This is a genomic window from Agromyces hippuratus (assembly GCF_013410355.1).
Lineage (GTDB): Bacteria > Actinomycetota > Actinomycetes > Actinomycetales > Microbacteriaceae > Agromyces > Agromyces hippuratus.
This window is the reverse complement of the sequence record NZ_JACCFI010000001.1, coordinates 2576946-2597438: the sequence shown is the minus strand read 5'-3', so window position 1 is coordinate 2597438 and position 20493 is coordinate 2576946. Positions and strand designations below refer to the sequence as shown.

Below are 20493 nucleotides of genomic sequence, written 5' to 3'. Positions count from 1 at the left end.
GTACGGTGGAATCATGACCACTCGAACCAGCGCATTCCGTCGACTGCCCGCGACCCTCGCCGGCGGAGCGATGCTGGCCGTGTCTGCCCTGGCGCTCGCGGGGTGCACGGCACCCGCGGCATCCGGAGCCTCTGGTGGCGGCCCTGAGATCGTGGCGACGACGACCCAGGTCGGCGACTTCACGCGCGAGCTCGTCGGTGACAGCGCCGAGGTCACCCAACTCCTCTCCCCCGGCCAGAGCGCCCACAGCTTCGACCCCTCTGCGGCGCAGCTGCTCGCGCTGTCGCAGGCCGACGCCCTCGTCGTCAACGGCGGCGGGCTCGAGAGCTGGCTCGACGACGCAGTGCAGGCATCGGGGTTCGACGGCGTGCTCATCGACGCGAGCACCGGCATCGAGCTCCACGGCACCGATGACCACGGCGACGCCGATGCGCACGACCACGACGACGACCATGACGATGCCCACGACGAGTCCGCGGCGACGGATGCCGCGGACGACGACCATGCCGAGCATGACGACGCCGACCACGACCACGGTGCCGGCAATCCGCACATCTGGACCGACCCCGAACTCGCCGAGCACATGGTCGAGAACATCGCCGACGGCCTCGCCGATGTTCCCGGCGTCGACGCCGCCGCCATCGCGCAGAACGAGACCGACTACCTGGCGAAGCTCGACGCGCTCGACGACTGGATCACCGAGAACGTCGAGACCGTGCCGGCCGCCGACCGGCTGCTTGTGACGAACCACGACGCCTTCACCTACTTCATCGACGCCTACGACGTGACCTTCGTCGGCAGCGTCATCCCGAGCTTCGACGACAACGCCGAGCCGAGCGCGGCCGAGATCGACGCGCTCGTCGACCGCATCCGCGCGACCGGTGCCACGGCCGTGTTCTCCGAGGCCTCCATCTCGCCGAAGGCCGCCGAGACCATCGCCGCCGAGGCCGGCGTCACCGTCTTCTCGGGCCCCGACGCCCTCTACGGCGACTCCCTGGGCGTCGAAGGCAGCGAAGGCGCAACGTACCTCGGCAGCCAGCTGCACAATGCGCGGCTGATCCTCGAATCATGGGGCGTCACGCCTACCGCGCTGCCCGAGGCACTGCAAGGATGACAGCCATGAACGACTCCCCCGTGCTGCGCCTCCGCGGCGCCGCGTTCACCCACCCCGGAGGCACGGGAGTCAGCGGCCTCGACCTCGACATCGCGCCCGGTGAGGCCGTCGCGCTCATCGGTCCGAACGGCGCGGGCAAGTCGACCCTGCTGAAGGGCGTGCTCGGCCTCGTGCCGCGCACGGCGGGCACGATCGAGTTCGGCGCTCGCACGTCCGATGCCGGCGCGGGCCCGTCGCATGCCGCGAACGGCATGGTCGGATTCCTGCCGCAATCGGCCGACCTCGATCCCGACTTCCCCATCAGCGTGGAGCAGGTCGTGATGCAGGGTCGCTATCGCGGACTCGGGCTGCTGCGCTGGCCCGGGCGTGCCGACCGCGCCGCGGTGCGCGACGCGCTCGAGACGGTCGGCCTCGCCGAACTCGCGAAGCGTCCGTTCGGCGAGCTCTCGGGCGGGCAGCGCCAGCGTGGCCTCCTCGCGAGGGCGCTCGCCTCCGATCCCGGTCTGCTGCTGCTCGACGAGCCCTTCAACGGCCTCGATCAACCCAATCGAGACGCGCTCGTCGAGACGCTCCGCGCGCTGAAGGCCCGCGGCGTCGCGGTGCTCGTCTCGACGCACGACCTCGATCTCGCACGTCGCGTCTGCGACTCGGTGGTGTTCGTCAACCGCACCCAGCTCGCGAGCGGTCCGGTCGACGACGTGCTCACGCTCGGCAACGTGCAGGAGTGCTTCGAGGGTGTCGAGGTCGAGATCGACGAGCACACGCTGGTGGTCCCCGGGCACGAGGGCCACTGAATGCCGACCGCGACATATATCGGTTCGAGCCGGCACGGCGGTGACGGATGTCGCTGACCGACGCATTGTTCGGAGCCTTCGCCATCCCATTCATGGGGCGGGCGCTCCTCGTCATGCTCGTGCTCGCGGTCGTCGCCGGGTTCGTCGGCGTGCTCGTGAACCTCCGGGGGCTCGAGTTCATCAGCGACGGGCTGACCCACGCCGTCTTCCCGGGGCTGGCCATCGGCCTCGCCGTCGGCGGCAGCGCCGGCCTCCTGCCCGGAGCGGCGATCGCCGCTCTCGCCGGCGCGCTCGCCCTGACCTGGCTCGACCGCGCCGGCATCACCTCCGACGCGGCGATCGCGATCGTGCTGACCGCGACGTTCAGTGTCGGCGTCATCGTGGTCTCCCGCAGCGACGACTACGCCGGCGAGCTCGAGGCGCTGCTCTTCGGCCGCGTGCTGACGATCCCGCCCGACGAGGTGCTGCCGCTCGTGGCCGTGAGCCTCATCGCGCTCGTCATGGTGCTGGTCACCCTGAAGCAGCAGCTGTACCGGGCGTTCGATGCGAAGGGGAGCCGCGCCGCCGGCGACTCGGCGCTCGTGCTCGATCTCGTGCTGAACTCGGCGATCGCGCTGGTCGTGGTGGCGGCCGCGAGCACGATCGGCACGCTGCTCGTGCTCGCACTGCTCATCGTGCCCGGCGCGGTGGCGCGGCTCACGACGGCGCGGCTGTGGTGGCTGTTCCCCGCGGCCGCGGTCTTCGCGGCCGTCGCGGCATGGCTCGGCCTGGCCCTCGGGTTCGCGATCTCGGTCGGCGCCGGCGTCGACGTGCCGGCGGGCAGCACGGTCGTGGCCGTCTTCGTCGTCGGCTACGCCCTCGTGCTGCTCATCGCCTCGATGTTCGGCCGGAGCCACGAGGCGAGACCGGCGGCGGGCCGCACTGCACGGTCCTCCTCGCCCGCCGCTCCTCGACCAGCGGTCGGGGCGGCCGAGGCTCGACCGGCGGGGGAGGGGCGCTGATGGGGTACTTCGAACGGGCGCTCATCGCCGCGATCATCATCGGCGCCGGCGCCGGGCTCGTCGGCAGCCTCGTGGTCGTGCGCCGGCGCACCTTCTTCGCCCAGGCGCTGACGCACGGCACCTACCCCGGCGCCGTGGTGGCGGCCGCCCTCGGGGTGAGCGTGCCGGCCGGTGCAGCCGTGGCATCCGTCGTGCTCGTCGCCGTCATGGCGGGCATCGCCCGCGTGCGTCGCCAGGGTGCGCAGGTCGCGGCCGGCATCGTGCTGACCGGCGGGTTCGCCGCCGGAGCGCTGCTCCAGGCGCTGATCCCGGGGCTGCCCGTGCGCGCCGAATCCCTGCTCATGGGCTCGATCCTCACGGTGAGCAACGCAGACATTCTGCTCGCGGCATGTGTCGGCGCCGTCGCGGCGCTCTGCATCTCGCTGTTCGGCAAGGAGATCGCCTTCTCGACGTTCGATCCGCACGGTTTCCGCGCCGCCGGCTACCGGGAGTGGCCGATCGAACTGCTCGTGCTCGGCCTCACGGCGGCGTCGGTCGTCAGCTCGCTGCCCGCGGTCGGCGCCATCCTCGCGATCGCCCTGATCGCGGCGCCGGCGGCAGCCGCGCGACTCATGGTGCGCTCGTTCCGGGGCCTGCTCTTCACCGCCCCGGTCATCGGCGCTGCGTCGGGCGTGCTGGGCGTCATCTCCTCGCGGATGTTCGAGATCGCGGCGGGCCCTGCGATCGCGCTGGCCGCCACGGCCTTCTTCCTGCTCGCACTGGGGATCTCCAAGCTTCGCGCGCTACCGTTGAACCGAGTCTCCATACCGGTGGAGACCGCGGAGGACGCACGGATCGCATGAAGCGCAACACCTGGCAGCGAGAGGCCGTTCGCGAAGCACTCGACGGCACCGAGGGGTTCATCAGCGCGCAGGCGCTGCACTCGACCCTGCATTCGAGCGGCTCCCCGATCGGACTCGCGACCGTCTACCGTGCGCTCGGCGATCTCGCCTCGAGCGGCGAGGCCGACTCGCTGCAGTCGCCCGACGGCGAAGCGCTCTATCGGGCCTGCAGCACGACCGGGCACCACCATCACCTCATCTGCCGCAACTGCGGGCTGACCGTCGAGATCGCCGCCGACGAGGTCGAGGCGTGGGCGAAGACGGTCGCAGCCGAGCACGGATTCACCGGCGCTGCGCACGTCGTCGACGTCTTCGGGCTCTGCGCCAACTGCACGAGGCTGCAGGCCGCGGGGGAGTAGTGCCGCGGTCGCGGAAGTGAAAACCCAGATCCGGGGGCAATTCACGCCGCACGATTTGGGTTGCCTCGACGACCTCGATACGGTGGACACGGTCCTGCAAGACCGAATCGCCCAGTCCGCGGTTCTGCATTCCGAAAACGGCATGCAGAAGCGTATGGTTCGGCGGCGTGGCATCCGGCCCCGATGGCCGGATGCAAGGAAGTCGTTTCGCCCGGTATCAGCACGGGGCTTGAGTCCAGACCTCCCGATCGCCGTCAACCCGGCCGTGACCCACGAGTCAGCCCTGCCCGATTCCTGACCGCGCACGTCGTCCGTGCGCGGCGTTCGGCGTGCGCTCCGGGAGCCTGTCCATGTCCGAAACACCAGCAATCGAGGCCGAATCGCCGGCACTCTCGGTCCGTCGCCTCACCAAGTTCTTCGGCCGCAAGCCGGCGGAGGCGCTCGCCCGACTCCGCTCCGGCGCAAGCCGCGCCGAACTCGCACCGCTCGGCACCGCAGCGGTGATCGACGCCGAGTTCGACGTGCGCCGCGGCGAGATCTTCGTCGTCATGGGGCTGTCGGGCTCGGGCAAGTCGACGCTCATCCGCACCTTGAACGGCCTGCTCGAACCGACCGACGGCACCGTCACGGTGATGGGGGAGACCATCACGGGCATGTCGCCGAAGCGGCTTCGCGAGGTGCGTCGTCGCCACGTCTCGATGGTGTTCCAGCACTTCGCGCTGCTGCCGCACCGCAACGTGCTCGAGAACGCGGCGTACGGGCTCGAACTCCAGGGCGTGCCCGCCGCCGAGCGGCGTGAACGCGCCGAGCACATCCTCGAGCGGGTCGGCCTCGGCGGCTGGGGCGACAAGATGCCCTCCGAACTCTCCGGCGGCATGCAGCAGCGCGTCGGGCTCGCTCGTGCGCTCGCGTCGGACACCGACATCCTGCTCATGGACGAGGCGTTCTCGGCGCTCGATCCGCTCATCCGCAAGGAGATGCAGGAGCAGCTCGTCGAGCTGCAGCAGGAGCTCGGCAAGACGATCGTCTTCATCACCCACGACCTCAACGAGGCGATGTTCCTCGGCGACCGCATCGCGGTCATGCGCGACGGGCGCATCGTGCAGCTCGGCACCGCCGAGGAGATCCTCACCGACCCCGCCGACGACTACGTGGCCCAGTTCGTGCAGGACGTCGATCGCTCGCGCGTGCTGACGGCCGGCAACGTGATGGAGGCCCCGCGGGCCGTCGTCACCGCCTCGGCCGGTCCGCGTGCGGCGCTGCGCTCGATGCGCGACCTGCAGACCTCGATGGTCTTCGTGGTCGGCGGCGGCCGTCGCCTGCTGGGCGTCGTGCACGACCGCGACGTGCTGCGGCTCGTGCAGCGGGGCGAGCGATCGCTCGAGCCGGCGATCAGCGACGACCACCCCGTCGTCGGCGCCGACGAGCACCTCTCCGAGCTCTTCGAGAGCGCCGTCGAGAGCCAGCTGCCGCTCGCCGTCGTCGACGACCAGGGGCGCCTGCTCGGCGCCGTGCCCCGCGTCACCCTGCTCGCGGCCCTCGGCAACGTCTCGTCGAACACGGGGGAGCACACCGTCATCGAGACGCCCGCGACGATCCCGGTCGACGTCATCACCGCGACGCTGCACCGCACGGCTCGGCCCGACACGGCGATGGCCGATGCGGCCGATGCCAGTGCAGTGGCGGCAGCGGCGGCGGAGGCCGCCGTGATCCGCGCAGAAGCCACGCGAGCGGATGCCGCGGGGGAGAGGAGCCCGGCATGAACGACTTCCGACTCCCGCTCGGCGACTGGGCCGACGCCGTCATCCACTTCATCACCGACGTGTTCGGCGGGTTCTTCACCGTCGTGCGGAACATCTTCGCCGGCTTCTACGACCTCGTCGACTTCGTGCTGCAGACACCGCCGTTCTGGATCGTCATCCTCGTGATCGCCGCGATCGCCTGGTTCGCGAAGGGCTGGAAGCTCGCCGTCGGCTCCGCACTCGGCCTGCTCGTGATCGTCGGCGTCGACCAGTGGGACAACGCCATGTCGACGCTCGCACTCGTGCTCGTCGCCTCGCTCATCGCCGTGGTGATCTCGGTGCCGCTCGGCGTGCTCGCCGCCCGCTCCGACGTGGCGTCGAAGGTCATCCGTCCGATCCTCGACTTCATGCAGACGATGCCGGCGATGGTCTACCTGATCCCGGCGCTCATCCTCTTCCGCGTCGGCGTCGTGCCCGGCATCGTCGCGACGATCATCTTCGCGATGGCCCCCGGCGTCAGGCTCACCGAGCTCGGCATCCGCGGCGTCGACAAGGAGGTCGTCGAGGCCGGACAGGCGTTCGGCGCATCGCCGTGGCGCATCCTCCGCCAGATCCAGCTGCCGCTCGCGATGCCGAGCATCATGGCCGGCGTCAACCAGGTCATCATGCTCTCGCTCTCGATGGTCGTCATCGCCGGCATGGTCGGCGCGGGCGGGCTCGGCGGCGAGGTCGTGCAGTCGCTCACCCGCATCGACGTCGGCCTCGGCTTCGAGGCCGGACTCTCGGTGGTGATCCTCGCGATCATCCTCGACCGCGTGACCGGCGCGCTCGGCACCCCGCGGAAGCAGAGCAGGCGACGCGATCAGGCGCCGTCGACGGATGCCGCGGAGCCGCTCGGCCCCGAGGCGGAGCGCCTGCCCGCGGCATCCGCCACCGCCTGACCCCGAGGCCGCACCGCGGCCCGACCCCGCGGTCCGGCCGCGGTGAACGACTCGTCGCGCGGAATCGCGCGACGCTCCCCAACACCCGTGACACAGCACACGGGAGGAAAGGAACACACATGAAGAAGCGCACGCTCACCGGAGCACTCGCACTCGGAGCGGTCTCCGCACTCGCACTCGCCGGCTGCGCCGCAGGCGCGGAGGCCGAGACCCTCGAGAACGGCGACGAGAAGTCCGTCACGATCGCCGTCTTCAACGGCTGGGACGAGGGCATCGCCGCGAGCGAGCTCTGGAAGGCCGTGCTCACCGAGCAGGGCTACGACGTCACGCTCGAGTACGCCGACCCGGCGCCGGTCTACTCCGGCCTCACGACCGACGACTACGACGTCACCCTCGACACGTGGCTGCCGATCACGCACGCCGACTACATCGAGCAGTACGGCGACGACCTCGTCGACCTCGGCGCCTGGAACGAAGACGCCAAGCTCACGATCGCCGTGAACGAGGACGCCCCGGTCGACTCGCTCGCCGACCTCGCCGCGAACGCCGAGCTCTTCGACAACCGTCTCGTGGGCATCGAGCCGGGCTCGGGCCTGAACCGGGTCACGACCGAAGAGGTCATCCCGACCTACGGCCTCGAGAAGATGGACTACCTGACGAGCTCGACGCCGGCGATGCTCGCCGAGCTGACCGCCGCCACGGAGGCCGGCGAGAACGTCGCGGTCACGCTCTGGCGCCCGCACTGGGCCTACGACGCGTTCCCCCTCAAGGACCTCGAGGACCCCGAGGGCGCGCTCGGCGAGGCCGAGGGCATCCACTCCTTCGGCGGCAAGAGCTTCGAGACGACCCACCCGACCCTCGCGGGCTGGCTGCAGGACTTCGAGATGGACTCCGAGCTGCTCTTCTCGCTCGAGAACGCGATGTTCAACGCGGACGGCTCCGACGACTACGCGCCGATCGTCGAGCAGTGGATCGCCGACAACCAGGAGTACGTCGACTCGCTGACGAAGTAGCTTCAGCGCGCCACGCGAACAGGCGGGCGAACAGAGGGGGCGGATGCTGCGGCATCCGCCCCCTCTTCGTTCACTCGCCGTTCGTCGTCGAGCGCCGGCCGGTCAGCCAGCAGGCGGCGGTGCCCCGCCGGCTGCGACCCCAGGCGTCGCCGGGGCACCCGCCGGGTTCGCGGCGGCGGGGGGATTCACGAGCACGTCGTCGAACGTCGTCTTCTCCTCGGCGGTGCGCTGGTCCCATGACGGTTTCCGCGCAGCATAGAAGATGAGCGGCGGCACGCCGAGCGCGAGCACGACCACTCCGACGAGCACCGGATAGGTCCAGCCCGGCGCCCCGCCCCCGAAGCCCTCGGGCGGGATGAACCCGAGGATGAAGGCGGCCAGGCACGCGAGGAACCCGATGGTCGCGACCACGTACATCGCGGGCACGCGATAGGTGCGCACGACGTGCGGCTGCTTCGCCCGCAGCCGCATGGCCGCGGCGAACATCATCATGTACATGATGAGGTAGAGCGCCGCCGCCATGTCGACGAGCAGGATGAACGCCGTGTTGATGTTCGGCACGAAGAGGAACAGCGACGCGAGCAGCGTCACGACGATGCCCTGCACGGTCAGGATGCCGACCTGCACGCCCGCCTTGTTGCGCTTCTGCAGGAACACCGGGAGGTATCCGCTGCGCGCGGCCGCGAGGAGGCCGCGAGACGGACCCGCGATCCACGTGACGACCGAGGCGAAGGCGCCGAGCGCGATGAGCAGTGACAGCACCGGTGTCAGCCACGGCACGCCGAAGGCCTCGAAGTACCCCTGGAACGCCAGGTTGATACCGGTCGTCAGCCCCAGCTTGTCGGACGGCACGACCAGGCCGATCGCGATCGTCGGCACGATGAAGATGCCGAGGATCAGGATCGACGCGATGAGCACGGTCTTCGGATACTCCTTGCCCGGGTTCTTCAGGTCGTTCGCGTGCACCGCGTTGACCTCCATGCCCGCGTACGCCAGCACGTTCGACACGATGAGCACGATCGAGGCGAGCCCTGTGAACGGCGGGATGATCGACTCGGCGGTCAGCGGGATCTGGCTCGTCTGGCCGGTCGAGACCCAGATGATGCCGAAGATGATCAGCAGCAGGCCCGGGAAGATCGTTCCGGCGAGTCCGCTCCAGGAGCCGACCTTCGCGAAGAGGTTGCCGCCCTTCAGGGTGATGAAGGTGGAGAACCAGTAGAGCACCAGGATGACGATCGCGGTGTAGAGCCCGGAGTTCGCGAGGTTCGGGTCGAGGAACACGAACGCGAGCGACGCCGCGATGAACGCGATCTGGGTCGGATACCAGACGACGTTCTGCACCCACTGCAGCCAGATCGCCTGGAATCCCCACTTGCCGCCGAACGCCTCACGCACCCACGTGAACACGCCGCCCTTCCACCCCGTCGCGAGTTCCGCCGCGACGAGCGCCGTCGGTACGAGGAAGAAGATCGCGGGGATGATGAACAGGGTGATCGACCCGAGCCCGTATCCGGCCATCGCCGGCAGGCTCCGCAGCGAGGCGACCGCGACGACGGTCAGGATCGCGAGCTGCATGAGCGACATGAACTTCTGCGAGGTCACACCCGGTGCGCCGATCGCCGGCTTGTGCGGGACCTTGTCGAACGGGTGCGCCTTCACGTGCTCGGGCGACGGCGCGACGGTGCCGTCGGCGCGCTTCGGTGCTGCCGACCCTGCCGGGGTGCCTCCCGGCTCCTTGATGGCGGTCATGGGTCAGCCTCAGTGCGTGAAGGAGGACACTTGGCCCTCGATCGGCATGGGCGACTCGAGGGCATCGAGGAACTCGGTGGCCTCCTGGATGTCGAGGAGGAGCGACTCTGCGAGGTTCCGGCTCAGGCCGTTCCGCACGACGATGCGCTGCACCACGAGGTCCGAGAGGTTGTCGGGCATGGGGTAGGCGGGGATGAGCCAGCCCTTCAGGCGCAGTCGCTCCGAGAGGTGGTAGAGGTTCCAGTTCTCGGTGTGGCCCTGCTTCAGCTGCCATGCGAAGACCGGGATGTCGGTGCCGTCGTTCCAGAGTTCGAACGCGTCCATCTTCGCGATCTCGCCCGACAGGTACACCGCGACATCCTGCGACGCCTGCTGCACCTTGCGGTAGCCGTCCCACCCGAGGCGGAGGAAGAGGTAGTACTGCAGCAGCACCTGCGCTCCGGGGCGCGAGAAGTTCAGCGCGAACGTCGGCATGTGACCGCCGAGGTACGTGACGTCGAACACGAGGTCCTTCGGCAGGTCGTCGACCGTGCGCCAGACCACCCATCCGAGTCCGGGGTAGACGAGCCCGTACTTGTGTGCGGAGGTGCTGATCGACACGACGCGGTCGACGCGGAAGTCCCACACGAGATCAGGCTGGAGGAACGGCGCGACCATGCCACCGGATGCCCCGTCGACGTGGATCTTCACGTCGAGGCCGGTCTTCTCCTGGATCGCGTCGAGCGCCTTGGAGATCTCGGCGACGGGCTCGTACATCCCGGTGTAGGTCACGCCCATGATCGCGACCACGCCGATCGTGTTCTCATCGACGTACTTGTCGAGGTCGTGGCCGTCGAGCACCTTGTGCTCGTCGCTGATCGGCACGTAGCGCGCCTCGACGTCCCAGTAGTTGCAGAACTTCTCCCAACACACCTGCACCGCGCTCGAGAGCACGAGGTTGGGCTTCTCGGTCGACTTGCCCTCGGCGCGGCGCCGCAGCTGCCAGCGGCGCTTCAGTGCGAGCCCGCCGAGCATGCATGCCTCGGATGACCCGATGGTCGACGTGCCGATCGCGCCCTCCGCGCTCGGCGCGTTCCAGAGACTGGCGATCATCTTCCAGCATCGCGTCTCGATCGCCGCGGTCTGCGGGTACTCGTCCTTGTCGATCATGTTCTTGTCGGCGGTCTCCGCGTACAACTGCGATGCGTGCGTGTCCATCCACGTGCCGACGAAGGTCGCCAGGTTCAGGCGGGCGTTGCCGTCGAGCATGGCTTCGTCATGGACGATCTGGTACGCGGTCTCGGGCAGCGACTCGCCGTCGGGAATCCGGTCCAGGGGGAAGTCCGTCGCCTCGCCCTCTCGCGCGAAGATCGGGTTCAGCTGGTTGCGATCCCCGATTCCGGCGAACGCGTGGCTCGAACGATCCGGCGTGATCGGTTCGCTGCTGCCGCTGCCGGAATGCGATCGTGGCTTGAGATCGGTCATGGTGTTGTCCCCCGTGTTCTGCTTCGTCGTGCATGAACATGGGCGCGTCCGAGACGGCAGAGTGGGTGTCGACCCCCGGAAGACGGCCCAAACTCCGAGTGTGGCCCCCTTCGGCGAAGGGCGTCAATAGTGCAGATCGAGTGAGACCGATACGACGGCGAACCGTCGGGCTGCGTTCACCGAGCGTTCCCGGCCGCCCATCGACCGATGGCTAGAGTTGCAGCATGGCGGCTCCAGAGCAGCGCATCGGCGCCCGCGTGCCCCGGCCTCGGCGGCTGCGCCGGGAGGCCTGGGGCTTCGCCGTGGGCTCCTTCTGCTTCCTCGTCGGCGCCATCCCGTTCTACGCGGAGTGGGTGGGCGGCGTCGGGGTCGGCATCACCTTCTTCGTCGGCTCGGTCTTCTTCACGCTCGCCGCATTCATCCAGCTGAGCCTCAGCGGCCGCCGCGTTCCGAGAGGCGGCACCAGCCACGCCGACTTCTGGGACTGGTGGGCAGCGGCGGTGCAGTTCGCCGGCACGCTCTGCTTCAACGTGAGCACCGCGGTCGCGCTCGCCGCGGCCGTCGCAGACCCGACGAAGCTCGGTGCGGGTTGGCGCCCCGACGCGTTCGGCTCGGTCGCATTCCTCGCCGCGAGCGCCTTCGCCATCGTGGCGACGAAGGATCGCGGCGAGCTCTGGGACCGCGACGCCCGCACCTGGCACGGCACGTGGCTCAACATGCTCGGCTCGATCGCGTTCGCCGTCTCGGCGGTCGGCGCCTACGTCGATCCCGACACCGGCACGCTCACGAGCATGTTCTGGGCGAACCTCGGTACCCTCCTCGGCGCGCTGTGCTTCCTCTTGGCTGCACTCCTCTCGCGTCGCACGATCGGCGAGGAGCCTGCGCCCTCCGAGTGACGACGGGGCCGCGGCATCCGCTCGGTTCGGGCTCGTGTGCGGTCGCCCGCGCTCGATCTGGTAAGCTGGCTCGTTGGCTGGGCACTTCCACTGCCCATGCCGCGACACTCCCCATCGAGATCACGCGAGAGATCGCGGGCTTCCGCATGGGGAAGGTCAGCAGACAAGAGACCTTGGGAGGGGCATCCGCCCCTCGGTATTGGAGGAAACCAATGGCAGCAGTGTGCCAGGTGACTGGAGCCGTTCCCGGCTTCGGGCACAACATCTCGCACTCGCACCGCCGGACGAAGCGCCGCTTCGACCCGAACGTGCAGAAGAAGACCTATTTCGTGCCGTCGCTGCGTCGCAGCATCACCATCAACGTGTCCGCCAAGGGCATCAAGGTGATCGACGCTCGTGGCATTGAGGCAGTGGTCAAGGACATGCAGGCACGTGGGGTGAAGCTCTAATGGCGAAGGCACAGGACATCCGGCCGATCATCAAGCTTCGGTCGACCGCCGGCACCGGGTACACCTACGTGACCCGCAAGAACCGCCGCAACAACCCCGACCGCCTCGTGCTCAAGAAGTACGACCCTGTAGTGCGCAAGCACGTCGACTTCCGAGAGGAGCGCTAAGAATGGCGAAGAAGAGCAAGATCGCGCGCAACGAACAGCGCAAGGTGATCGTCGAGCGGTACGCCGCGAAGCGCCTCGAGCTGAAGAAGGCGCTCGTCGACCCCAACGGCACCGACGAGAGCCGTGAGGCCGCTCGCAAGGGCCTGCAGAAGCTTCCCCGCAACGCGTCGCCGGTTCGCCTGCGCTCGCGTGACGCCATCGACGGCCGCCCCCGTGGTGTGCTCACGAAGTTCGGTGTCTCGCGTGTCCGCTTCCGCGACATGGCGCACCGTGGCGAGCTGCCCGGCATCACCAAGTCGAGCTGGTAGTCACGTAGCTTCACGCTTCACCGAGAGGGGCGTCCCGGGTTTCCCGGGGCGCCCCTTTCGTCGTCCGCACCGCGCCATGCGGCGCGAATTCGCTCCCAGCGGACGCGACACGCCGGAGCGAAGGTGCCAGAAAGTGCCGGAAATCCGCGGGATTCCGCGGAACTCTGTTACATTCGAGGCGGCCTGAACGGCCATGGGGGCGGTTGAACGATCGTTCCCGAGAACTCACACATGCTGTACCGAACAGCGAACGTCCGAGGAGGACATTCAATGGCTGACAAGTCGCTCAACAAGACCGAGCTCGTCGCGAAGGTCGCAGCGTCGACCGGACAGAGCCAGGCCACCGTCGACGCCGTTCTCGGCGGCCTCTTCGAGGCGCTCGCCGAGTCCGTGGGCTCGGGCACCAAGGTCTCCATCCCGGGCTGGCTCGCCGTCGAGCGCACGCACCGCGCTGCGCGCACCGGCCGCAACCCGCAGACCGGCGCCGAGATCCAGATCCCGGCCGGCTACTCGGTCAAGGTCTCGGCCGGCTCGAAGCTCAAGGCTGCTGCGAAGTAACTGCGACTTCCCGAAGGGGCGTACGGCGTGAGCCGTGCGCCCCTTCGCCGTCTGCGCCGGGCACCCGCTCTGGGCGGACGCACGGGCACGGCCGTCTAGGCTGGTTCGGTGCCCCGCTCCGTTCGAGTGCTCGGCCCTGCCGCACTCATCGCCGTCGCCCTCGCCGCGACATTCGCCGGCCTCGCCTACGGCGGGGGCGCGGCAGAACAGCTGATCCAGGATCCCGGGCCCCTCGCCCGCTACGGCGTGCCCGTCGCGAAGCTCTTCGTGAACCTCGGCGCTGCGGGCATGATCGGCGCCCTCGTGCTCGCGGTCTGGGCACTCAGCCCGAAGCGACGCGAGTTCGACCTGGCGCTCGACGTCGCCGCGGCATCCGCTGCCGTCATGACGGTCGCGAGCGCGGCGACCGGCCTCTTCACCTTCCTGCTCGTCACGAGCGTGCCGTTCGACCTGAGCGATGCGTTCGGGCAGAAGCTCGGCCAGTTCGTCACGACCATCGAGCTCGGCCAGGCCTGGCTCACCACGACGCTCGTCGCGGCCGCCGTCACCGTGCTGTGCTTCGCCGTGCGCAACCACACCGCGCTCGTCTTCGTGACGGTGCTCGCGGTCGCCTCGCTCGTGCCGCTCGCCCAGCAGGGCCACGCGGCGGGCGCCGCCGGCCACGCCGCCGCCGTCACGGGGCTCGGACTGCACCTCGTCTTCGCCTCGGTCTGGCTCGGCGGCCTCGTCACGATCGTGCTGCTGAAGGGCGAGCTCGGCGCGAAGCGGCTGCCCGTCGTGCTCGCGCGCTACTCGACCGTGGCGCTCATCAGCTTCATCGTCGTCGCGCTCTCGGGTTACGCGAGTGCGGCGCTCCGCATCGGCGACTGGGACCAGCTGTTCACGCCCTACGGCGGGCTCGTCGTCGTCAAGGTGGTCGCCCTCATCGCGCTCGGACTCTTCGGCGCCGCGCAGCGCCGGTTCCTGATCGGGCGGATGTCGCGGGCCGACGGTTCCCGCACCGGCTCGTTCTGGTGGCTGGTCGTCGCCGAGCTCGCGTTCATGGGCCTCGCCTCGGGCGCGGCGGCCGCGCTCGCCCGCACCGCGACCCCGGTCTCGGAGGAGGAGGCGGGTTCGCTCGCCCGTACGCCGGCCGAGATCCTCACCGGGGAGCCGCTGCCGCCGTGGCCCGAGTGGACCCGGTTCTTCACCGAGTGGAACCCCGATCTCATCTGGCTGCTCGTCTGCGGCTTCGGCATCTTCTTCTACATCGCGGGCGTGCGGCGGCTGCGCAAGCGCGGCGACCGCTGGCCGGTCTACCGCACGGTGCTCTGGGTCTCGGGCCTCCTGCTGCTCGTCTACATCACCAACGGCGGTGTGAACGTCTACGAGCAGTACCTCTTCTCGGCGCACATGCTCGCGCACATGGTGCTCACGATGGCCGTGCCGGTGCTGCTCGTTCCCGGTGCACCGGTGACGCTCGCCGCCCGCGCCATCCGTGCCCGGAAGGACGGAAGCCGCGGCGGCCGCGAGTGGATCCTGCTCGGCGTGCACTCGAGGTTCGCCGGGTTCATCGCGAACCCGATCGTGGCAGCCCTGCTCTTCGTCGGGTCGCTCTGGGTCTTCTACTACTCGCCGCTCTTCCGCTGGACGATGCTCGACCACATCGGGCACGAGTGGATGATCGTGCACTTCCTCATCACGGGGTACCTGTTCGTGCAGTCGCTGATCGGCATCGACCCGGTGCCGTACCGCCTGCCGTACCCGTTCCGACTGCTGCTGCTGCTCGGCACCATGGCCTTCCACGCGTTCTTCGGCCTCGCGATCATGTCGAGCACCGGGCTCCTCCTCGCCGACTGGTACGGCGCGATGGGCTGGGGCACCGACGCGCTCGTCGACCAGCAGCTCGGCGGCGGCATCGCCTGGTCGATCGGCGAGATCCCGACGGTGGCGCTCGCGATCACGGTCGCCGTGCAGTGGGCGCGCAGCGACGAGAAGGAGTCGAAGCGTCGCGACCGGCATGCCGACCGCACGGGCGACGCCGAGCTCGAGGCGTACAACGCGCAGCTCGCCGCGATCGCCGAGCACGACCGCCCGCGGTAGCCGCCGGGTACGACGCCCGCGGCAGCAAGCGCTACTTCAGCTGGATGTCGATGGTGTCGTCGGGCGTGATCGTCGCCGAGAGGGCGAGCGTGAAGGTGCGGTCCTCGTCGAGCGTGTAGTAGTGCCCGTCGAAGAGCGACTGCACCTCGACCGTGATGTGCGCGACGCCCTCGGTGGGCGGCATGTCGAACGACGACTCGCCGGGTGTCAGCGTGACCTGCGGCGAGGTGACGATGCTCCATTCGGGATCACCCGTGACCCGGTCGTCGATCTCGATGCCGAAGGGGCACTCGGCCGGCTGCAGCACGGCCTGCGTCGCGCACGCGGCGAGGAATCCGTCGACCTTCGCCTGCACGCGCTCCACGAACGCCGGGGTCGGCTGCGCGTCGACGGTCACCGCCGTGCGCGCCGAGGCATCGGCCTGCACGGTGACGGGCACGGCCTCGAGCAGCTCCGAGCTGAAGGAGAACTCGTAGACGGCCGGTGCGATCGCGATGTAGGGCGTCACCTGGGTGAAGGCGGCGAGCTCCTCGCCCGACTTCAGGGCGCGCGTGTCGAGGGTGAGCGAGCCGACCGTGAACGTCGGGTTGTGCGCGGCGGTGACGTCGATCACGGCGAGCGGGCTGACCGCGAACTCCCAGCGGTTCAGCACGCCGTAGAGCGGCTCGATCGGGCGCACGTCGAACGAGGACTGCACGATCGCGTCGGCCAGACGGTAGCTCGCGGTCACCGTGTGCGTGCCGTCGCCCCGGGCGACATCACTCATGATTCGCACGTCTTCGGGGCCCGACTCGATGACACCGGAACGCAGCATCGCGGTCGAGACGTTCGCGGGCAGGCCGAGCTCCGCGAGCTCGGCCTCGTCGAGGGCGACTCCCGGGGTCGTGGATGCCTCGGCGATGTCATCGTTCGCAATGGCCGAGAGGTAGCGCTCGATGAAGCTCGAGGAGCCGTAGACGGTCTGGTTCAGGGCGCCGAGGGCGGCGATGAAGGCGCCCACGAGCAGCACCGCGAGCCCGAGCCATCCGGCGACGGACAACGGCGAGACTCGACTGCCGCGCACCCCGGAGCTCCCCACCCGCACAAGTGTACGGGGCGTCGACCGGGGGAACTGAGGCCGAGCCTTGAACGGCAGCGCCCCAGCTCCGCTCGGCGCCTGCGGCGGCCGGTTACAGTGGGATCGCCGCGCGTCGTCGTCCGCGGCATCCGCTCGCCGAATCGAAAGCGCCCCAGTGCAGAACGTCACCCTCAGCCGAGAACAGGCCGCGGTGTTCCAGGCCATCGAGGGCACGCGCGAGCACGTCTTCGTCACCGGTCGCGCCGGCACCGGCAAGTCGACCCTGCTGAACCACCTGAACTGGAACACGCAGAAGCAGATCGTGATCTGCGCGCCGACCGGCGTCGCCGCGCTGAACGTCGGCGGCCAGACGATCCATTCGCTCTTCCGGCTGCCGATCGGGGTCATCGCCGACCACGACATCGAGCAGAACGACACGGTGCGCAAGATCCTGAACGCGATGGACACGCTCGTGATCGACGAGGTCTCGATGGTCAACGCCGACCTGCTCGACGCGATGGACCGATCGCTCCGCCAGGCCAGGCAGCGCCCGCTCGAGCCGTTCGGGGGAGCGCAGGTCGTGCTCTTCGGCGACCCGTACCAACTCGCACCCGTGCCGGGCGACGCCGACGAGCGCGCCTACTTCGCGGACACCTACGACTCGATGTGGTTCTTCGACGCGAAGGTCTGGCGCGAGACCGACCTGCGCATCTTCGAGCTCGGCGAGATCCACCGCCAGCACGACGACGAGTTCAAGCACATGCTGAACGCGGTGCGGCACGGCATGGTGACCGCCGAGATCGCGGGCGTGCTCAACAGCGTCGGCGCGCGGCGGCCGTTGCCCGAGCAGGGCGCCATCACCCTCGCGACCCGCAACGACACCGTCAACCGCATCAACCGCACGCAGCTGCACCGGTTGCCCGGCCAGTCGCAGGGCAACGAGGCCGAGGTGAACGGCGACTTCGGCGGGCGGGCGTTCCCCGCCGACGAGAACCTCGAGCTGAAGCTCGGTGCGCAGGTCATGTTCCTCCGCAACGACACCGCGATCGGGCCCGAGGGCCAACGGTGGGTGAACGGCACCATCGGCACCGTCACCTCGCTCGATCGCGTCGTGCGCGTCGATGTCGGCGGCGAGGAGCACGAGGTCGAGCAGGTCACGTGGGAGAAGTACAAGTACACCTGGGACCCGATCCGCAAGAAGCTCGAGAAGCAGATCGTCGCCGAGTTCACGCAGTTCCCGCTGAAACTGGCCTGGGCGGTGACCATCCACAAGTCGCAGGGCGCGAGCTACGACACGGCGATCGTCGACCTCGGTCAGCGAGTCTTCAGCCCCGGGCAGACGTATGTGGCGCTGAGTCGTCTCACGTCGCTCGATGGGCTCTACCTCGAGCGACCGCTGCGACCGAGCGACATCATCGTCGACCGCAACGTCGAGCGGTTCATGTCGGGGGCCGATCGCGAGATCACCGCGCAGCAGCGCTGATCCGCGCCGCGGCACGCCCCGTCCGGGCATCGCCCCCGGCCGGGTTACAATTTCACCGGACACACGGCTGAGGGGAGCTAGGTGGCTGGCCAGACCAAGGTCGCACGTAGGCGGGGGATTCTCGCCGTACTGCTCGTCGGAGTGCTCGGACTGTCCGGGTGCACCGGCGGTTCCGTCGACCCGTTGGCGGCGCTCGACCCGGTCGACACCGCCTTCGGCAGTGAGCTCTCCGACCAGCTGCAGGCGGTGCTCGACGAAGCCGTGCGGCTCAGCGGTTCGAGCGGCGGCGTGGCAGGGGCATGGTCGCCGTGGTCGGGCGAGTGGACGGGCACCTCGGGCACCGTCGACTTCGGCGAGAAGTCCCGACCCGTCAGCACCGACACCGAGTTCCACCTCGGAACGCTCACGAGCGAGGTGACGTGCACCGTGCTGTTGCGCCTCGTCGAAGACGGACGTGTGGCGCTCGACGACCAGGTCTCGAAGTACGTCGACTGGGTGCCCGGACTCGACGGCATCACGCTCGGCCATCTCTGCGCGCACACCTCGGGCATCGCCGACTACTACCCGGGACTGAAGAGCAATTTCGTGTCGAATCCCGAGCGCATCTGGCCGGCCAACGAGCTGCTCTCGAGCGGGCTCGCGCTGCCGCGCGTCGCTGCTCCGGGCGAGCAGTGGGCGGAGTCGCGCACCGGGGTGCTGCTGCTGTCGATGGCGCTCGAGCGCAGCACGGGCCGCACCTGGAACGATCTCGCCGCGCAGTACGTGCTGGATCCGCTCGGACTCGAGGACACGTCGTTGCCGGCGCCGACCGACACCGACCTCGACGGCGCACTCGGCGCCTACTCGGCCGCACTCGCCACGAACGGCAAGGCCGACTGCGCCGTCATCCGCGATGACTCCGATCAGTCGAGTTCGATGGGCGGCGGCGCGGCGGGCGCGGTGTCGAGTCTCGACGACACGCGTCGTCTCAGCGCCGCGTTCGCGACCGGTGCGCTGCTCGACGAGGCGACGGCACGCAAGCAGTGGACCCCCATCCCGTTGGGCGGCGAGACTCCCGCGTGGCAGAGCTGGGGGCTCGGTGGCGCGGAGTACGGTCCGATGCGCGGCCTCGCCGGTGAGTCGCCCGGTGCCTTGACCGCCGCATTCACCGACCCCGAGACCGGCCTCACGGTCGTCGTCGCCCTGAACAACTCGACCTCCGGTGGAGCCTTCGTCCGGGAGGTCGCCTTCGCCCTCGCATCCCTCGCGTCGAAGGCGCCGCCTGCCGCCGAGCACGAGCAGCCGCTCGTCGAACTGCCCTGGTCGTTCGAGCAGGCGACGACCAAGATGAACGAACTGGCCACGTGTCCGGCACCGGATCCCGCGGCCGAACCGGCGCCCGAGGGCTGAGCGCCGCGCCCGCCTCCGCTCGAACCGACGGCAACTCCGACGCGACAGGTGAGGAATCGTCGGGGCGGCACTAGGCTGGCGGCGTCCGGACCCAGACGCCGGACGAGGGGGTTGAGTCCCATGTGTCGTTGGCTCGCGTACGCGGGAGAACCGCTCCAACCATCGCTCGTGATCCTCGACGCGCAGCATTCGCTCGTCGCCCAGTCGCTGGACTCGCCGCTCGGTGCCGAGACGGTCAACGGCGACGGATTCGGGTTCGGCTGGTATCCCGTCGGCTCCGAGCAGGGCAGCCTGCCGTCGATCTTCCACAGCGTCGAACCCGCGTGGAACGACGAGAACCTGCGCGAGATCACGGATGCGGTCGAGAGTCCCTTGTTCTTCAGCCACGTCCGCGCGGCGGCCGGGCCGCCGATCCAGCGCACCAACTGCCACCCCTTCCGGTATCTCAACTGGCTCTTCATGCACAACGGGGTGATCCACGGGTTCCACGAGTTGAAGCGCGATCTCACCTTCGCCGTCGACCGCTCGCTCTACCCGCACATCCAGGGCACGACGGACTCCGAGGTGCTGTTCCATCTCGCCCTCACCTTCGGCCTCCTCGACGACCCGATCGCCGGTATGAGGAAGGCCGTGCAGTTCGTCGAGGAGATCGGCCGGGCGCGCGGTGTCGACCACCCGATGCAGGGCACGATCGCGCTCGCCGACGGCGCGACGATCTGGGCCTTCCGGTACTCCTCCGAGGGCAGGTCGCGCACGCTCTTCCACTCCGTCGACATCCCGACGTTGCAGGAGATGTACCCGGATGTCCCGCGCCTGAAGCTCTTCGGCCAGCGGGCGCGCGTGGTGGTCTCCGAACCGCTCAACGACCTGCCCGGCGCCTTCCTCGAGGTGCCCGAGTCGACGGTCGCGATCCTCGGCACCGAGGGTTACCACTACGAGCCGTTCATGGCGCGCGCCGTGCCGGCCTGACGGGCGACCGCGACGCACCGTCCCGTACGGGCGCAAACACGCCTGCGCCGGGGCATCCGGTGCCATACTGACCTCGG

General features: G+C 69.3%; 20 protein-coding genes. 17 read left to right on the top strand and 3 right to left on the bottom strand.

All coding sequences use genetic code 11. The features are described 5' to 3' along the window. Window positions 1-13 precede the first annotated feature (13 nt). The 8 genes from BJY17_RS12130 to BJY17_RS12095 all read left to right on the top strand — a co-directional run bounded on the left by BJY17_RS12130 (window position 14) and on the right by BJY17_RS12095 (window position 7845). Window positions 14-1114, top strand: a complete 1101-nt coding sequence (locus tag BJY17_RS12130; RefSeq protein WP_179551573.1) for a metal ABC transporter substrate-binding protein — start codon at window positions 14-16, stop codon at window positions 1112-1114. A 5-nt stretch (window positions 1115-1119) separates the two neighbouring features. Continuing rightward, complete coding sequence (locus tag BJY17_RS12125) at window positions 1120-1908, top strand: metal ABC transporter ATP-binding protein (RefSeq protein WP_179551572.1); 789 nt, start codon at window positions 1120-1122, stop codon at window positions 1906-1908. A 47-nt stretch (window positions 1909-1955) separates the two neighbouring features. After that, window positions 1956-2909, top strand: coding sequence for a metal ABC transporter permease (locus tag BJY17_RS12120; protein ID WP_179551571.1), 954 nt, complete (start codon window positions 1956-1958; stop codon window positions 2907-2909). Continuing rightward, window positions 2909-3751 (top strand): metal ABC transporter permease, encoded by an 843-nt coding sequence (locus tag BJY17_RS12115; RefSeq protein ID WP_179551570.1) that lies wholly within the window; start codon window positions 2909-2911, stop codon window positions 3749-3751. The genes BJY17_RS12120 and BJY17_RS12115 overlap by 1 nt, the downstream gene beginning before the upstream one ends. After that, window positions 3748-4149 carry a Fur family transcriptional regulator gene (locus BJY17_RS12110; protein ID WP_179551569.1) on the top strand — a complete coding sequence of 134 codons (402 nt, stop codon included), beginning with the start codon at window positions 3748-3750 and terminating at the stop codon, window positions 4147-4149. Before BJY17_RS12115 ends, BJY17_RS12110 begins: the two co-directional genes overlap by 4 nt. A 350-nt stretch (window positions 4150-4499) precedes the next feature. Further along, window positions 4500-5912 (top strand): quaternary amine ABC transporter ATP-binding protein, encoded by a 1413-nt coding sequence (locus tag BJY17_RS12105; protein WP_179551568.1) that lies wholly within the window; start codon window positions 4500-4502, stop codon window positions 5910-5912. Continuing rightward, window positions 5909-6832 (top strand): ABC transporter permease, encoded by a 924-nt coding sequence (locus BJY17_RS12100; RefSeq protein ID WP_179551567.1) that lies wholly within the window; start codon window positions 5909-5911, stop codon window positions 6830-6832. Before BJY17_RS12105 ends, BJY17_RS12100 begins: the two co-directional genes overlap by 4 nt. A gap of 119 nt (window positions 6833-6951) precedes the next feature. Continuing rightward, window positions 6952-7845 (top strand): glycine betaine ABC transporter substrate-binding protein, encoded by an 894-nt coding sequence (locus tag BJY17_RS12095; RefSeq protein WP_179551566.1) that lies wholly within the window; start codon window positions 6952-6954, stop codon window positions 7843-7845. A 102-nt stretch (window positions 7846-7947) separates the two neighbouring features. On the opposite strand, the gene BJY17_RS12090 is transcribed toward BJY17_RS12095, so the two are convergent. Continuing rightward, on the bottom strand, window positions 7948-9594 hold the full coding sequence (locus tag BJY17_RS12090) for an amino acid permease (RefSeq protein ID WP_179551565.1): 1647 nt from the start codon (window positions 9592-9594) through the stop codon (window positions 7948-7950). 9 nt (window positions 9595-9603) lie between these two features. After that, entirely contained in the window at window positions 9604-11058 is a 1455-nt protein-coding gene (locus BJY17_RS12085; protein WP_179551564.1) for a glutamate decarboxylase, read from the bottom strand. Window positions 11059-11282: 224 nt separating this feature from the next. Between BJY17_RS12085 and BJY17_RS12080 the strand changes: the two genes are divergently transcribed. From BJY17_RS12080 to BJY17_RS12055, 6 genes are all read left to right on the top strand, one after another. After that, a complete protein-coding gene (locus BJY17_RS12080; RefSeq protein ID WP_179551563.1) occupies window positions 11283-11954 on the top strand; it encodes a YrhK family protein in 672 nt (223 codons plus the stop codon). Between the two features lie 212 nt (window positions 11955-12166). Then, window positions 12167-12403: a 50S ribosomal protein L28 gene (gene rpmB, locus BJY17_RS12075; RefSeq protein WP_056654700.1), complete on the top strand. Its 237-nt coding sequence runs from the start codon at window positions 12167-12169 to the stop codon at window positions 12401-12403. Further along, window positions 12403-12570 carry a 50S ribosomal protein L33 gene (rpmG, locus tag BJY17_RS12070; RefSeq protein WP_022892462.1) on the top strand — a complete coding sequence of 56 codons (168 nt, stop codon included), beginning with the start codon at window positions 12403-12405 and terminating at the stop codon, window positions 12568-12570. Before rpmB ends, rpmG begins: the two co-directional genes overlap by 1 nt. Window positions 12571-12572: 2 nt before the next feature. Then, the gene (rpsN, locus tag BJY17_RS12065; protein WP_056654699.1) at window positions 12573-12878 is read left to right on the top strand and encodes a 30S ribosomal protein S14; all 306 of its coding nucleotides are present in this window, start codon (window positions 12573-12575) and stop codon (window positions 12876-12878) included. 270 nt (window positions 12879-13148) lie between these two features. Further along, window positions 13149-13436: an HU family DNA-binding protein gene (locus BJY17_RS12060; RefSeq protein ID WP_056007305.1), complete on the top strand. Its 288-nt coding sequence runs from the start codon at window positions 13149-13151 to the stop codon at window positions 13434-13436. 108 nt (window positions 13437-13544) lie between these two features. Beyond that, window positions 13545-15518, top strand: a complete 1974-nt coding sequence (locus tag BJY17_RS12055) for a cytochrome c oxidase assembly protein (RefSeq protein ID WP_322789824.1) — start codon at window positions 13545-13547, stop codon at window positions 15516-15518. Between the two features lie 31 nt (window positions 15519-15549). On the opposite strand, the gene BJY17_RS12050 is transcribed toward BJY17_RS12055, so the two are convergent. Then, window positions 15550-16596 carry a hypothetical protein gene (locus BJY17_RS12050; RefSeq protein WP_179551562.1) on the bottom strand — a complete coding sequence of 349 codons (1047 nt, stop codon included), beginning with the start codon at window positions 16594-16596 and terminating at the stop codon, window positions 15550-15552. Between the two features lie 154 nt (window positions 16597-16750). Between BJY17_RS12050 and BJY17_RS12045 the strand changes: the two genes are divergently transcribed. The 3 genes from BJY17_RS12045 (at window position 16751) to BJY17_RS12035 (ending at window position 20416) form a co-directional block, all read left to right on the top strand. Next, a complete protein-coding gene (locus BJY17_RS12045) occupies window positions 16751-18058 on the top strand; it encodes an ATP-dependent DNA helicase (protein WP_179551561.1) in 1308 nt (435 codons plus the stop codon). A gap of 81 nt (window positions 18059-18139) precedes the next feature. After that, window positions 18140-19447 (top strand): serine hydrolase domain-containing protein, encoded by a 1308-nt coding sequence (locus tag BJY17_RS12040; protein WP_179551560.1) that lies wholly within the window; start codon window positions 18140-18142, stop codon window positions 19445-19447. A gap of 168 nt (window positions 19448-19615) precedes the next feature. Further along, window positions 19616-20416 (top strand): class II glutamine amidotransferase, encoded by an 801-nt coding sequence (locus tag BJY17_RS12035; protein WP_407647819.1) that lies wholly within the window; start codon window positions 19616-19618, stop codon window positions 20414-20416. Window positions 20417-20493: the final 77 nt, after the last annotated feature.

What these genes read in the sequence shown, in the direction of transcription:
- BJY17_RS12130 (WP_179551573.1), top strand. Translation starts at nt 14, where the DNA reads ATGACCACTCGAACCAGCGCATTCCGTCGACTGCCCGCGACCCTCGCC.
- BJY17_RS12125 (WP_179551572.1), top strand. Translation starts at nt 1,120, where the DNA reads ATGAACGACTCCCCCGTGCTGCGCCTCCGCGGCGCCGCGTTCACCCAC.
- BJY17_RS12120 (WP_179551571.1), top strand. Translation starts at nt 1,956, where the DNA reads ATGTCGCTGACCGACGCATTGTTCGGAGCCTTCGCCATCCCATTCATG.
- BJY17_RS12115 (WP_179551570.1), top strand. Translation starts at nt 2,909, where the DNA reads ATGGGGTACTTCGAACGGGCGCTCATCGCCGCGATCATCATCGGCGCC.
- BJY17_RS12110 (WP_179551569.1), top strand. Translation starts at nt 3,748, where the DNA reads ATGAAGCGCAACACCTGGCAGCGAGAGGCCGTTCGCGAAGCACTCGAC.
- BJY17_RS12105 (WP_179551568.1), top strand. Translation starts at nt 4,500, where the DNA reads ATGTCCGAAACACCAGCAATCGAGGCCGAATCGCCGGCACTCTCGGTC.
- BJY17_RS12100 (WP_179551567.1), top strand. Translation starts at nt 5,909, where the DNA reads ATGAACGACTTCCGACTCCCGCTCGGCGACTGGGCCGACGCCGTCATC.
- BJY17_RS12095 (WP_179551566.1), top strand. Translation starts at nt 6,952, where the DNA reads ATGAAGAAGCGCACGCTCACCGGAGCACTCGCACTCGGAGCGGTCTCC.
- BJY17_RS12090 (WP_179551565.1), bottom strand. Translation starts at nt 9,594, where the DNA reads ATGACCGCCATCAAGGAGCCGGGAGGCACCCCGGCAGGGTCGGCAGCA.
- BJY17_RS12085 (WP_179551564.1), bottom strand. Translation starts at nt 11,058, where the DNA reads ATGACCGATCTCAAGCCACGATCGCATTCCGGCAGCGGCAGCAGCGAA.
- BJY17_RS12080 (WP_179551563.1), top strand. Translation starts at nt 11,283, where the DNA reads ATGGCGGCTCCAGAGCAGCGCATCGGCGCCCGCGTGCCCCGGCCTCGG.
- rpmB (WP_056654700.1), top strand. Translation starts at nt 12,167, where the DNA reads ATGGCAGCAGTGTGCCAGGTGACTGGAGCCGTTCCCGGCTTCGGGCAC.
- rpmG (WP_022892462.1), top strand. Translation starts at nt 12,403, where the DNA reads ATGGCGAAGGCACAGGACATCCGGCCGATCATCAAGCTTCGGTCGACC.
- rpsN (WP_056654699.1), top strand. Translation starts at nt 12,573, where the DNA reads ATGGCGAAGAAGAGCAAGATCGCGCGCAACGAACAGCGCAAGGTGATC.
- BJY17_RS12060 (WP_056007305.1), top strand. Translation starts at nt 13,149, where the DNA reads ATGGCTGACAAGTCGCTCAACAAGACCGAGCTCGTCGCGAAGGTCGCA.